Below are 13,289 nucleotides of genomic sequence, written 5' to 3' on the forward strand. Positions count from 1 at the left end.
CTTTATGAGTTTACTTGATCGACCTAACCTGCTTTCCGTTGCTATACTTGGCATTGTGGTCCTTATTGCCGGGACTTATGGCTTTCTGACTTATACGCAAAGTCCGGATCTGGAGCATTACCGGGTAGATAATGATTACGATTTCGGTTACGATTTTGATAATCCGAACGACGTGCTGTATTTGGACGAAGATCTGGACGAGATAAGCGGTCTTAGTCCGTGGTTCGGTAACGACGAAATGCTGGCCGTGCAGGATGAAGATGGCCAAGTGTTCGTCCTGAACAGCCGGACGGGTAAGATCATACATCGCGTTCGTTTCGATAAGGATAATGATTACGAGGGCATCGCCCGTAAGGATAGCATGGTTTACGTACTGGAGCAAGACGGTGATTTGCACCGCTTCATTTTAGACTATAATGTCGATGAAGTTGAAGCGGAGAAAATCGAAACACCTTTCAGTTACCGCAATGATACCGAAGGTATTGCTTACGATGAACGAACGAACTCACTCCTCATCGTCCCTAAAGAGCAGGAGCTCAACCCCGGTGAGAATGACTATCGCCACGGCATCTACAGTTTCTCGCTGGAATCGATGACAATGGTAGAACAGCCTGCTTACTACATCGACGAGTTCGAAATTGGGCAGGTAATTTACGGGAAGCGCACTCGGTATGAGTTCAAACCATCAGGCGTTGCGGTAGACCCCATCTCCGGTGATATCTACGTGATCGCTTCGGTGGGCAAAATAATGATTGTTATTGATCGCGAAAGTGAGATCAAGCAAATTGAGTTACTTAAAGAAAGTGTGTTCCGTCAGCCCGAGGGCATTGAATTTAATTTGCTGGGAGATTTGTACATTAGTAGCGAAGCCAAAGGTGGAAAAGCAGTGCTCGCGCGCTACAGCCGCAAACAAGTAACCGAGTCGAAAAAAGAAGCAAATGAGTAAGACGGAAACCACGGTTGCTACCGCTGATCAGGAGCAGGAGAAGAAAAGTGAGGACAAAAAGAATCCGGCCATCGCGGATGCGGCCAAGTACGTTAAACGCAAGTTTCGCTCTGATCTGGACCCCAAATTTATCTTCCATAATTTCGAATACGCGGAGGAGGTCTCGGAAAAAGTTGCCGAACTAGCGGATGATGCCGGTCTCGACGGTGATACCAGAGATCTCCTCACCATTGCTGGCCATTTCTATCCGCTCGGATACGTGGGCGGCGCTCACGAAGTGGCGGAGCGTTCTACGGAACTGTTTCGCGACTGGGCTAAGCAAAATAACGTGGATTTGAGCACCACCGAGGGCAATGCCGCCGATTGGATAAAGGGTGCCTACGACGCCCGCCAGGAGGACTCCCTACCGGTACGGCTCCTGCACGACGCCGCCTGGAGCTGGTACGGCCGCAAGCGCTTCGAGCGCCGCTACGATCTGCTCCAACTGGAGCGCGACGAAATATCCGGCCGGGAAGGCGACCCCGTCAAGTTCGGTCACGACATGCAGGATTTGCTGATGAACTTTCAATACCTAACGGAAGTCGGGCTGGAAGACTTTGACGAGCGCCGCCGCCGCAACGTTGCCGATCAACACAGCAACAACTACAAGATTGAGCAGAAAGAAGTCAAGGCCAATACGGGGAAAAACTTCGGCCGGGGCATCGACACGATGTACCGCACGGCCTTCCGTAATCACATCACGCTGAGTAAGATAGCCGACGGCAAGGCCAACATGATGATCTCGATCAACACGATCATTTTGTCGATTGTCATCACCGTTTCCGGTGCTAGTCTTAGCTTTTTCGAGGATACTTTCTACGAAAATCCAGAATTCCTGGTGCCCATCATCAGCCTCATGATGAGTTCGCTGATTGCCGTCGTGTTCGCGGTCTTCTCCGCCCGTCCGAGCGTGACGGAATACCGGATTAAAAAGGACAAGCTGATCAAAAGCAAGGAAGCTAGTTTGCTATACTTCGGTAACTTTCTTAAACTTGAGAAGTCTGACTTTGTCAGTTACCTCCGCAACATTAAGCACGACCAGACGTCGATGTACGACGATTTGTCCCGCGACCTCTACGACCTCGGAGCGGTTATGCACAAGAAGTATTTGCTTTTAACGATCAGCTACAACACCTTCGTCGGCGGTCTGGCCCTGGCGGTTATTTCCTTCCTGATCGTGTACCTGCTCAACGTATATTCTTAGGGATTGGGCGCGGCCGCGGGTGCAAAGGTTTACTCGGGAGGAGCGTATAGAGGTAAGAATAAAGAGTAAAGAAGTAAGAACTTAGCAATGGGTTGAATCGAGCATTACGTTCGATCCAGTCTGTAATCTTACCTCTTTATTCTTTATTCCCAAAACCCCCGCACCCGCGTCCGCGCCCCGGCGATCACGCCATTTGGCGCACGATCAATTCGCTCAAGTCATACACCATCACGTCGTCCTGCTTGTCTTTGCCAGTAACGCCGTCGGTCATCATGGTCAGGCAGAACGGGCAATTGACGGCAATCACACTGGCTCCGGTCGCGAGAGCTTCCTCCGTGCGCTCCACGTTGATGCGCTTCTCGCCCGGCTCGTCTTCCTTCCACATTTGCGCACCGCCCGCTCCGCAGCAGAGACCATTGGTTTTGCTCCGCTTCATTTCTACGAGCTGCGTATCTAGAGATTCCAGAATTTCCCGCGGTGCTTCGTAGATGCCGTTCACACGGCCGAGGTAACAGCTGTCGTGGTAGGTGATGCGCTTACCCTTAAACTCACCGCCGCCACTCATCTTGATGCGGCCGCCGTCGATCAGTTCCTGCAGTAATTGCGTGTGGTGAACGATGTCGTAGTGACCGCCGAGGGCGGGGTACTCGTTCTTGATGGTGTTGAAACAGTGCGGGCAAGCCGTCACCATTTTCTTCACGCCGTACATGTTCAGCGTCTGGATATTCTGGAGCGCCGTCATTTGGTAAAGAAACTCGTTACCGGCCCGACGAGCGGGGTCGCCAGTGCAGGCTTCTTCGTCACCCAGGACGGCAAACTCAATACCCGCCGCGTTCAAAATCTGGGCGAAAGCACGGGTCACTTTTTGCGCCCGGTCATCGAAGCTGCCGGCGCAACCTACCCAAAAGAGTATTTCCGGCATCTTGTCTTCTGCGGCAAATTCAGCCATTGTTTTAACCGTCATGGTAATGAGCTTTAGGGGTTGGAAAGGGTGATGGGGGAGCTCGTGCGGCTTACGCTTCTTCGGCCCAGGCCGTGCGGGAAGTGCCGACGCTCCAGGCGCGTTGCTGGTTTTCGAGTGAGTTGAACAGGGGTAGCCAGTCCTGCGGTCCGGCGGCTTCGGTGAGGATTTCGTGGCGGCGCATTTTGTTGATCATTTCTAGTGGATTGATCAGGATCGGGCAGGCTTCAACGCAGGCATTGCACGTGGTGCAGGCGTGAATTTCCTCGCGGGTGATGTAATCCCAGAGCGTTTTACCGTCCTCAAAGTTGGTGGCCGAGACCGGCTGGCTATCGTCGGCGGCGAATTCAGCGCTTCCGGAGGCGATCTTCTTACCAACCTCTTCGGAACGATCCCGCAGGTTCTGGACGATCTTGCGGGGCGACAGCTTTTTCCCCGTGATGTTGGCCGGGCAAACGTCGGTGCAGCGCCCGCACTCTGTGCAGGAATACGCACCGAGCAAATCAATTTGCGTCATCTGGAAGATATCGTCGGCGCCGAACTCCGGTAGCTCCGCGTTGGGGTCCATCTCCGGCATGTCGGGGTCCTCGATTTCCATCATCGATTTGACCTCGTACATCACCTCCGGCATGTTGATCATCTCACCCCGGGGCTTGAGGCGCGCGAACCAGGTGTTGGGGAAGGCCAGTAATATGTGCAGGTGCTTTGACTTCGGTAGGTAGTTTAGGAACACAAAGACCATCGTGATGTGGCCCCACCAACCAGCGCGCTCCAGCACGTGGAGGGTGTCGGCGCTCATCCCACCGAAGATGTAGGGCGCTACTAGCCCGGAGACGACAAAGTTAGTTTTTCCGTAGTGACCGGGGTCGAGGTCCTGTAAGACAACGTCGGTTCCGTTCATCGTGAAAATACACGCCAGCAGGATAAGCTCGAAAATCAGGATTAAGTTACCGTCCAGTTTCGGCCAACCTTCCATTTCTGGCTTATTCAGCCGGGGGATGAAGAGGATGTTGCGGCGGATGAGGAAGATGACCGTCGCTACGAAGGCGAGCACGGACAGCACCTCGATCGTACTGATGATGAAGTTATACATTCCACCCAGGGGGCCGAGAAACCAGCGGTGCGCCCCGAAGATGCCGTCGATAAAGATCTCGATCAATTCAATCTGCGTAAACACGAAAGCTACGTAAAGCGTCAGGTGCAGCACGGCGGGAATCCACCGCTTGAACATCTTCTTCTGCCCGAAAGCAACCAGAAACATATTCTTCCAACGCTCACCCGTAGGCCCGCGCAACTCTTCTTTTTTACCCAACTGAATGTTGGCGTAAACCTTACTGAATTGGTAGTAAGCAAAACCCAACGCGGCCAGGGCGACCAGCGCAAACACAATTGACTGTAGCATGGAGCCAAAGGTAACCTTGCCCGGGGGGATGGGCAATAGTTAGCGAAAATTCGCTGGGAAGAATTCGGGTGGGTATTCTGGATGACTATTGCGTGAAAAGCACCCACAAACCACAACCCTTTGTCCAAATTGCTTAAATGAACTACGCCGGAGTGATTTCGAAAACGTGGGCCGGCATCTGGTGTGGATTCAGCTCTACGTAATTGGCGTTGCTGTTCCACCAGTACGTGGCACCCGTCAGCAGGTCGCGGACCCGGAAACCTTGTTCACCGAGTAAATCAACGGGCACACCGACGTAGCCGGCTTGCGTGTTGTGCTCATCAAAGTTGACGATCGTCCAAATAAAGCTCGTCTTATTCTGGTCCCACTTCACGTAACTCAGTAAGTTCTCATTACTGACGTCCGTAAAGCGAACGTTGCGCGTTTGCTGGAGGGCCGCGTGGTTATTACGCGCGCGGTTAATCCGCTCGTAGATATCGGTGATGCGGTTGCGGTAACTCCAGTCGTAGTGCCGTATGGTATACTTCTCGGAGTCGTAGTATTCTTCCTTGCCATTGGTGTTGCCCCGGTTTTCCATCAGTTCGTAGCTGGGGCCGTAGAGCCCGTAAGAGCTCGATAGGGTAGCGGCGAGCAGTAGCCTTTTAGCAAATTGGTTCGCGTCGGCACCCATCATCTCGTAGGCAAGAATATCCGGCGTGTTCGGCCAGAAGTTAGCTTGCATGTAGTCGGCCAACTCAGTGGTCGTCAACTCGATCACGTAGGCCTTCATTTCCTGGGCGGAGTTCCGCCAGGTAAAATAAGTGTAGCTCTGCTGAAAGCCTCGCTTGGCGAGCTCGGACATGATGGCCGGGCGGGTAAAGGCTTCCGCCAGAAAGATGGCGTCCGGGTAAGTCTTGTGCGTCTCTTCGATAATGAATTCCCAAAAACGGTAGGGCTTCGTGTGCGGATTGTCGACGCGAAAAATATTGACGCCGGCTTCGCACCAGTAGATGACCACGCTCAGGAGCTCTTTCCACAGCGCGGCGTGGTCTTCGGTTTCGAAGTTGATCGGTACGATGTCCTGGTACTTCTTCGGCGGGTTTTCCGCGTACATGATCGTGCCGTCCGGCCGCCAGATAAACCAATCGGGGTGGGCCTCGATGTAGGGGTGGTCGGGCGCGCACTGGAAGGCGAGGTCGAGGGCGACGTCGATGTCGTATTCAGACTTGGCGGACTTAATCAGTTTTTTGTAGTCAGCAATATCTCCCAGTTCCGGGAGGATAGCTTTGTGCCCTCCCTCTGCGGCACCAATGGCCCAGGGGCTGCCCGGCTCGTTCTCGAGCGCGGTGGTCGCGTTGTTGCGGCCCTTGCGGTTTTTGCGGCCGACCGGGTGGACGGGCGGCATGTAGAGCACGTTGAAGCCCAGTTCGTGTATGCGGGGAAGAAGTTGCTCGACGTCTTTAAAGGTGCCCGCCCGGTTTACGTCCGGTGAGGTGGAACGGGGGAAGAGTTCGTACCAACTGCTGAAACGCTCCCGCAAACGACCGACCTTGACGCGCAGGTCGCGATCGTAGGTGGTTTCGTACTGACGCAGCGGGTAGTCGTTGATGAGTTTACCAAACTCCGGCCCGAGTACGTACGCCACGGCCGCTTCCGTATCGGACTGCCCCAGTGCTTTGATTGCTTCACTCAGCTTTTTGTGGTCTTTTTTCGGAGACTGCTTTTTGAGCACGGTCAGAAAATTGCCGCCAATCGTGAGTTCGATACCCATCGCCTGACCGTCGGCCTGTTTTTTCTTAAAGCCGCGGTACCAGGTCAGTAAGTGATCCACCCAGCTCACGATGCGGTAACCGTAGATACCCTGCTTGGGCACGGCGAACGTAGCTTCCCAAAAGTCATTCGGGAGTTCGTTCATTTCAACTTCCGTCCAGTCTTTCTCCGCCGCGTGCTTGAACTGGACGACGGCGCGGAGGTAATCGTGGCCGTCGCCAAAAATTGTTGCCGACACGTCGACCAGTTCCCCGACCACCCGTTTTATCATGAATCTGCCGGCGTTGATCTCCGGTTTTACGTGGTCGATGATGGAACGGTTCTGCATAGTTAGGCTGAGTTTGTGTGCGGCAAAATTATTAAAGGACTGCGTATGCTGAATGTTCGGGTTCGTAAATTTCTCGGTGCGGGGCATTACTGATGCGGTAAAGTCGAAATGCGACAAACCGTGCCCCCCCCGCTCATCAACCATGAGGCCATGAAGGTTGTATATTGACCCACCTTACGGTGCCGACGTACGCCACGCCGTCCACTCTAAACTGACTGATCATGCCCTCCATCAAGCCCGCCGCCATTAACCCCCAGGAAGCCGAAAAGCTGGAGCGCATTGCGTACATCCTCAAGACCGTTGCCCACCCACTCCGGCTCGGCATCGTGCATTTGTTGGAGCAACACCCACGGTTGAACGTTACCGACATCTGTGAAGCACTGGGGTACGAGCAAAGCTTGGTGAGCCATCACCTCCAAAACATGAAGTTGAAGGGTATCCTGAGCGTGAAACGCGACGGCCGCTCGATGATGTACTCACTTAAGGAAAGGGACGTCAGCCTCATCATCGAATGCCTGGAGAATTGTCAGTGCAACATGTAGGCGAGGTTACCCGCCGTCCCGTGCGCAGCGCCACGACTCGGAACGCAACGTAGCCTGCAGGGTATGCATACGGTTAATCCAATTTTCCACCATTCAAGTAGCCGGTTAGTAAAATGCGCAACACCGTTGCGCTAACTTTGCCTTTCCGCAAAGTCACCCCCATGGCCATTTGGCAATACCTGTTTTTATTCATCAGCGTCCTGGCGGGCGGCGGGATCGCCCAGTGGTTGTCCACGCGCAGCGTCCGCGCCGGTGAAGTAGTCAAGACTAAGGGTTTGCCCCTCCTGTTATCCTTCAGCGGGGCCTACCTGCTGGGTATCGCGGCGATGGAGTTGATGCCGACGGTCTTTCGTGACTCCGCCTCGCACACCGGCGCGTGGGTCATCGGTGGCTTTATCCTACAGCTCGTCCTGGAGTCCTTTAGCCAGGGTGTAGAGCACGGTCACGTGCACGCGCACCACGACGCCGGGTCGGGTTACGCACTATCCATCATGTTCGGGCTCGGGTTACATGCCTTCATGGAAGGACTACCACTGGGTGCCGTCAGCGACGTGGCCGGCCACGCGCACGCGCACGCCGGTGGGGGGCATTTGCTCTGGGGCATCGTCCTACACAAAATACCCGCGGCGTTCGCACTCGCCCTACTGCTGCGGGCGTCGGGTTTTACGCCGGTCTTTACCTGGCTCTGCTTGTTAGGTTTTGCCTGCCTCTCGCCGCTTGGTGCGTGGGTCGGGGCTTTCTTAAGTATGGACCCGGTGTGGACGAACCGTATCTTGGCTCTCGTCATTGGTGGCTTTTTACACATATCCACGACAATTATCTTCGAGGCGGATGGTGGCCGGTCGCACGGCATTTCCGTCCCCAAAATGACCGTGGTGCTCGCCGGCGTCCTCGTAGCCTATTTCACCGCCCACTGATCCCCGCCCGCCGAAGCTGGATTTAAAGAACCACCCCGTATTGCCTGACTTAGCCGAAGATAGAAATCGCCGCACCGGAGTGCTGCTCATGTTGCTGGGTGCCATTCTGTTCAGTTTTAAGGCCATTGTAATCAAGCTGGCTTACCAGTACGACATCACTAGCATCAGTTTGCTCGGGCTTCGCATGGCCTTTGCGCTGCCGTTGTTCCTCCTCATCGGTTTTTTTCGTCGGGAACGCTCCGCAACGAACGGCCCGCTTTCCCGTGCGGACGCCACGATCATCCTTCTGCTCGGTGTCTTCGGCTACTACCTGGCGAGTTATACGGACTTCCTGGGTCTCCAGTACCTCAGCGCGGGTATGGAGCGGATTATCCTTTTCGTTTATCCGACGCTGGTGCTTATTTTGCAACGCATCATTTTTAAGACGGCCATTAAACCCGTCCAGTGGCTGGCGACCGGACTGTGCTACTGCGGCATCGCGCTGGCGTTCAGCTCGTCGGATTTTAGCGTCGGGAACCAATTCACGTTGGGGGCGGGGCTGGTGTTTTTGAGTGCTTTTCTGTACAGTTTTTACGTCATTGGCTCCGGCCGGCTGGCACCACGGCTGGGGACGGTGCGCTTCACAAGTCTGGCGCTGATCGGTGCGAGCGTTGCGGTGCTGTTCCACGTTTACCTGTCGGGTAACACGCTATTTGGATTCCCGTGGCAGTTGTACGCCTACGGAGTGACGTTGGCTATTTTTTGTACCGTTATCCCCAGTTACCTCGTAACGGAAGGTGTGCGGAGGATCGGAGCGAACGACGCAGCAATCCTGGGCGCCATCGGGCCGGTGGCGACGATCGTGCTGGAGTATTTTGTGCTGGATGAATCGCTCAACCTGGTGCAGGGCTTGGGGGCGTTGCTCGTCATTGTCGGGGTGGTGATTATCGGGCGGTCCAAAACCGCGGTGCGTACCTGACCGATTTTGCTCCTTGACCATTTACTTTGCATCCCCGCGGACGCGCCAACCACGTTTTTCTGAGGCACGCGAGCGGTAACTAAACGACCTGTTGTGAAATACTATTTGATCGCCGGTGAGCCTTCGGGCGACCTGCACGGGTCGAACCTGGTGCTGGCCATAAAGCAGCTCGACCCCGATGCGGAATTTCGGGCGTGGGGCGGGGATTTGCTGGAGGCGGCGGGGGCCACACTCGCCAAACACTACCGCGAGTTGGCGTTCATGGGGCTGGTGGAGGTCGTTAAAAATTTGCGGACGATTCTGGGTAACGAGAAATTTTGCCGCCGGGACATCGCCGCCTTCCAGCCCGACCGCCTCATACTCATCGACTATTCCGGCTTCAATCTGCGCATCGCCAAATGGGCCAAACCAGCTGGTTTCGACATCAGCTATTACATCTCTCCCCAGGTTTGGGCCTGGCGTTCTTACCGGGTCAAAACCATTAAGGCCACCGTCGATCGGATGCTGGTCATTCTTCCGTTTGAGGAGGCGTGGTACGGTGAGCGCGGGGTCAAAGCTACTTTCGTTGGGCACCCACTGTTGGACACCGTTGCGGAGCAAGGGGCGCGGTCGCGGGTGCGGGGAAATGAAACAAGAGGCAAGGATGGCTTGGTGGTGGCGCTCCTACCTGGCTCCCGCACCCAGGAAATTACCACTGGTCTGCCAATCATGCTCGCCGCCGCCGCGCGACACCCACAACACCGGTACGTAATCGCGGCCGCGCCCGGCCAGGAACTAAGTTTCTACCAAGATTTCACGAATGGAGTCGACGTTCCTCCACGGCTAACGATTGAGAAAGGAGCGACGTACGACATCCTCGGCCGCGCGGACGCTGCGCTGGTGACTTCTGGCACGGCTACGTTGGAAACCGCCCTTTTTGGCGTCCCGCAGGTCGTGTGTTACAAAGGCAACGCCATCAATTACGCCATCGCTAAGCGCCTGGTCGGCAAGCACATCAAATACATCAGCCTCGTGAACCTGATCACGGAAGCGCCGACCGTCCCCGAGTTGGTGCAGAATGACTTCACGGTCGAAAAGCTGGCCACCCAGCTCCAAAAAATAACTGCCGGCCCCGAACGGGACCGGCAGTTAGCCGACTTGGTCGCCTTACGCGCCAAATTAGGGAGTGGAGGCGCCGCAAAGAGAGCGGCCCGCCTGATTTTCACCGGAAAACTCGTTTAGACGATACCGAGAATGACGAGGATTGCGTAGATGATGCCGGGAAGAAATAGCAAGAAAAAACTGATGCCAGGTATGAGAAATACTAGCGTTAGTCCGAGGCTGATCCAAAACTTAGTATTGATCTCGCCTTGGTGCAGGTAAACGGCTAAGGGTGGGATGAAGACGGCTAAGATGAGCAGTAATATCTCCGTATCACTTAAATCAGAAATTCCGTCCTTCTGGTCCTTAAGGATTTTTTTCAACTGGCGCTTTTGGCTGCGCTTCAAATTGCGGCGCTCTTTACCGGTCATGGTCTTAAGCGATTCTTTGTAAGCGGCGGCGGTTGCCAGTACTTCAGCTTCGGTGGCGGCTTCTTCGGTGTCCTGGATGGGGTTCACGATTACGGACGCACGGGCATTGGGGGTGGCTAGGAGGAGCATCAGAGCGAGCAGAAACAGTGTAGAAATGCGCATTATAGTTGTTTAAGCGGTGAAGTCTGGTTGGGAGGAATATTGGTACTCTCCACCAAAGATAGGAGAACGGAAGCCCTTTCCGGTCTCCTGACCTACTATTTTCTCAGTGGTGTTCGACCGTACTCTGCAGCTTACGTATTCTTGAGATGGTCCTGAAATACCGGATGGGAAATTTTTGTAATTTTCAGTCAAATGAAACAAGGAACGAACACAAAGAAGAAGTACCGAAAGTACGACGCCACCGTTTCGAACGCGATTCGGTCACATCTACACAAAGTGAAACCAGTTAAAAAATCATCACCGCGTTTCTCTTACATAAGCGCCGATATGGCACCCGCCGCCTCGTTTCGGAGTTAGCTGATGAAGGGATTCAGGTTGGTCGGCAGACGGTCCGGACGGTCTTGGCAGAGCACATCCACGGCGGATTCCAGCGAGGGAGGTGGAATGGCCACCGTGGGCTACGTCTGTGGAGTCGATGTTCTTTTCGTCTTTGGAATCGTTCTCGGTCCCCCGAGGATCATCTTTAGCGCGATCGGTATGAAAAGATCACGCGTCGACGGTGCGCCCCTCAGAGGTTTGGTAATAGCCGGATTCGTTTGCGGCATCATAGCCACCATCGGTGCGGCCATCATCATCGCTGCTATTCAACTCACTCATACGGCGTTATCGTTAGATTCGATGGAACGGGGGCTTAGGCCACTCAGCAATCGCCCCCTTTGCTATTATTCAATCCTTTGGTTACCGCGCATAGCTGGACTGTAACCAAAATAGCAAAATATGAGATGAATCCTTTGCCGTAGCTAGCTACCTGTATTTCGGACAATCTCTAGTCGAATCTGATTCAGCACTGTTTGCTGCTACTAGCTAACAGAAATGCGGTTCGAAATTATTTGATGGACTAACTAGGGCAAACGCATCAAACTGCGTAAGCTGCGTTTTTGATTGACGATTCTTGATATACGATATTCGATTAGCTTCGCTGCTACCTTCGGCGGTTAGCTACCGCACGTGCCAGCTCACTGCGTTCGTTCCGCACAATTATCAATAATTTGGTGATGCTAATTATTTTGATGCGTTTGCCCTAATGGACTAACGCGCAGGTGATGTCTCCGGGGCATCCTTCAGTCTATGAAGTTGTCAACCATGAGGTCAGAATGGCACCCTGCTCAAAACCGGCCCACGTAAGTCTCCGGTCGGATTTGCTTCAACTCCTCTTTAATCGCGGCTGATACGTTCAGTTCGTCGATAAACGCGTGTAGAACACCTTCCGAAAATTCCGTCCGCCCCCGGGTAAGTTCCTTTAGGGCTTCGTAAGGCTTAGGGTAACCCTCCCGGCGCAGAATATTCTGGATGGCCTCGGCGGTCACGATCCAGTTCGCCTCCAGGTCCTGGGCGAGTTTAGCTTCGTTTAGCAGCAGTTTACTGAACCCTTTATCGATTGCCTTAACGGCCAGCAGCAAGTGCGCGAGGGGCAAACCAACGTTACGCAGCACGGTCGAGTCCGTCAAATCACGCTGCAAGCGGCTGATGGGCAACTTATCGGCCAGGTGCGTGAACAGCGCCCGGGCGATGCCCAGATTACCCTCCGCATTTTCGAAGTCGATGGGGTTGACCTTGTGCGGCATCGCCGAGCTGCCAATCTCACCGGCGACGGTCCGCTGGCGGAAGTACTCCATGGAGATGTACTGCCAGACGTCCCGACAAAGGTCGATCAGGATGGTGCTGATCCGGTTGAGGGCGTGGAACAGCGCGGCCAGATTATCGTAGTGATCGATCTGGGTGGTGGGGTAGGAGCGGTTGAGCTGGAGGTTGTTGCTGACGAAGTCACTCGCGAAGCCGTGCCAGTCGTAATCCGGGAAGGTGGCGTAGTGGGCGTTCATGTTGCCGGTGGCGCCGCCAAATTTTGCGGGGATCGGCACCTCCAAAAGCTGGCGCAGCTGCTCGCGCAGCCGGTGCGTCCAGACGCTGAACTCTTTACCGAGTAGGGTGGGGGAGGCGGGCTGGCCGTGCGTCTTGGCGAGCATGGGGATCTCGGCCCAGTCGATCGCGTGGTGGTCGATCTGGCTAATGAGGTTCTCCAGGGCCGGGTACATTACCTCGTCCAGCGCATCCTTCAGGGAAAGTGGGATGGCCGTATTGTTAATGTCCTGGCTCGTCAGGCCGAAGTGGACGAACTCTACGACTTCGCCCATCCCCGCCTCCGTCAGTTTTTCTTTCACGAAATACTCGACCGCCTTCACGTCGTGGTTGGTCACCCGCTCGGTGGCCTTGATGGATTCGGCGTCGGCTTCGCTAAATTTGGTCACAATGTCGCTCAGGCCGTTCACTTGTGCTTTCGTCAACGCTTGGAGTTGCGGCAGCCCCAACCGGTACAAAGCTTGCAGGTAGTGGACTTCCACCAGGACGCGATACTTGATCAGCGCGTATTCACTGAAGTACTCGCTGAGTTCTTTGGTTTTGGAAGCGTAGCGCCCGTCGATGGGGCCGATTGCGCGGAGTGCGGACATGGGTGATTGTTGGGCGATCGATAAAACTTCCGACGAAGGTAGTTAACGTCCGGTGCTAAGGAT

At 54.7% G+C, this 13,289-nt stretch carries 12 protein-coding genes; 7 read left to right on the forward strand and 5 right to left on the reverse strand.

Annotated elements, in window-relative coordinates; genetic code table 11:
• The first annotated feature begins 4 nt into the window (after positions 1-4).
• Together GGR27_RS00590 and GGR27_RS00595 are read left to right on the forward strand one after the other, a co-directional pair.
• A complete protein-coding gene (locus GGR27_RS00590) occupies positions 5-946 on the forward strand; it encodes an SdiA-regulated domain-containing protein (RefSeq protein WP_168035458.1) in 942 nt (313 codons plus the stop codon).
• The gene (locus GGR27_RS00595; RefSeq protein ID WP_168035459.1) at positions 939-2,189 is read left to right on the forward strand and encodes a Pycsar system effector family protein; all 1,251 of its coding nucleotides are present in this window, start codon (positions 939-941) and stop codon (positions 2,187-2,189) included. The genes GGR27_RS00590 and GGR27_RS00595 overlap by 8 nt, the downstream gene beginning before the upstream one ends.
• 184 nt (positions 2,190-2,373) lie before the next feature.
• On the opposite strand, the gene GGR27_RS00600 is transcribed toward GGR27_RS00595, so the two are convergent.
• From GGR27_RS00600 to GGR27_RS00610, 3 genes are all read right to left on the reverse strand, one after another.
• Positions 2,374-3,153: a (Fe-S)-binding protein gene (locus GGR27_RS00600; protein WP_168035460.1), complete on the reverse strand. Its 780-nt coding sequence runs from the start codon at positions 3,151-3,153 to the stop codon at positions 2,374-2,376.
• 49 nt (positions 3,154-3,202) lie between these two features.
• Positions 3,203-4,552, reverse strand: a complete 1,350-nt coding sequence (locus GGR27_RS00605) for a (Fe-S)-binding protein (RefSeq protein ID WP_168035461.1) — start codon at positions 4,550-4,552, stop codon at positions 3,203-3,205.
• Between the two features lie 142 nt (positions 4,553-4,694).
• Positions 4,695-6,716 (reverse strand): maltotransferase domain-containing protein, encoded by a 2,022-nt coding sequence (locus GGR27_RS00610; protein WP_245184351.1) that lies wholly within the window; start codon positions 6,714-6,716, stop codon positions 4,695-4,697.
• 134 nt (positions 6,717-6,850) lie between these two features.
• Between GGR27_RS00610 and GGR27_RS00615 the strand changes: the two genes are divergently transcribed.
• The 4 genes from GGR27_RS00615 to lpxB all read left to right on the forward strand — a co-directional run bounded on the left by GGR27_RS00615 (position 6,851) and on the right by lpxB (position 10,267).
• Positions 6,851-7,171, forward strand: coding sequence for an ArsR/SmtB family transcription factor (locus GGR27_RS00615; RefSeq protein ID WP_168035462.1), 321 nt, complete (start codon positions 6,851-6,853; stop codon positions 7,169-7,171).
• Positions 7,172-7,332: 161 nt separating this feature from the next.
• The gene (locus GGR27_RS00620; protein WP_168035463.1) at positions 7,333-8,088 is read left to right on the forward strand and encodes a ZIP family metal transporter; all 756 of its coding nucleotides are present in this window, start codon (positions 7,333-7,335) and stop codon (positions 8,086-8,088) included.
• Between the two features lie 40 nt (positions 8,089-8,128).
• Positions 8,129-9,046, forward strand: coding sequence for a DMT family transporter (locus tag GGR27_RS00625; RefSeq protein ID WP_168035464.1), 918 nt, complete (start codon positions 8,129-8,131; stop codon positions 9,044-9,046).
• Positions 9,047-9,139: 93 nt separating this feature from the next.
• Positions 9,140-10,267, forward strand: a complete 1,128-nt coding sequence (gene lpxB, locus GGR27_RS00630; protein ID WP_168035465.1) for a lipid-A-disaccharide synthase — start codon at positions 9,140-9,142, stop codon at positions 10,265-10,267.
• On the opposite strand, the gene GGR27_RS19770 is transcribed toward lpxB, so the two are convergent.
• Positions 10,264-10,719, reverse strand: coding sequence for a YqaE/Pmp3 family membrane protein (locus tag GGR27_RS19770; protein ID WP_209037842.1), 456 nt, complete (start codon positions 10,717-10,719; stop codon positions 10,264-10,266). The genes lpxB and GGR27_RS19770 overlap by 4 nt on opposite strands.
• A 296-nt stretch (positions 10,720-11,015) precedes the next feature.
• On the opposite strand from GGR27_RS19770, the gene GGR27_RS20500 reads away from it, so the two are divergent.
• Positions 11,016-11,246 carry an IS3 family transposase gene (locus tag GGR27_RS20500; RefSeq protein ID WP_406603634.1) on the forward strand — a complete coding sequence of 77 codons (231 nt, stop codon included), beginning with the start codon at positions 11,016-11,018 and terminating at the stop codon, positions 11,244-11,246.
• 639 nt (positions 11,247-11,885) lie between these two features.
• Here GGR27_RS20500 and purB read toward each other — a convergent pair.
• On the reverse strand, positions 11,886-13,226 hold the full coding sequence (purB, locus tag GGR27_RS00640) for an adenylosuccinate lyase (protein WP_168035466.1): 1,341 nt from the start codon (positions 13,224-13,226) through the stop codon (positions 11,886-11,888).
• Between the last annotated feature and the right edge of the window lie 63 nt (positions 13,227-13,289).

The sequence above is a fragment of the Neolewinella antarctica genome (genome assembly GCF_011927835.1).
GTDB classification, from domain to species: Bacteria; Bacteroidota; Bacteroidia; order Chitinophagales; family Saprospiraceae; genus Neolewinella; species Neolewinella antarctica.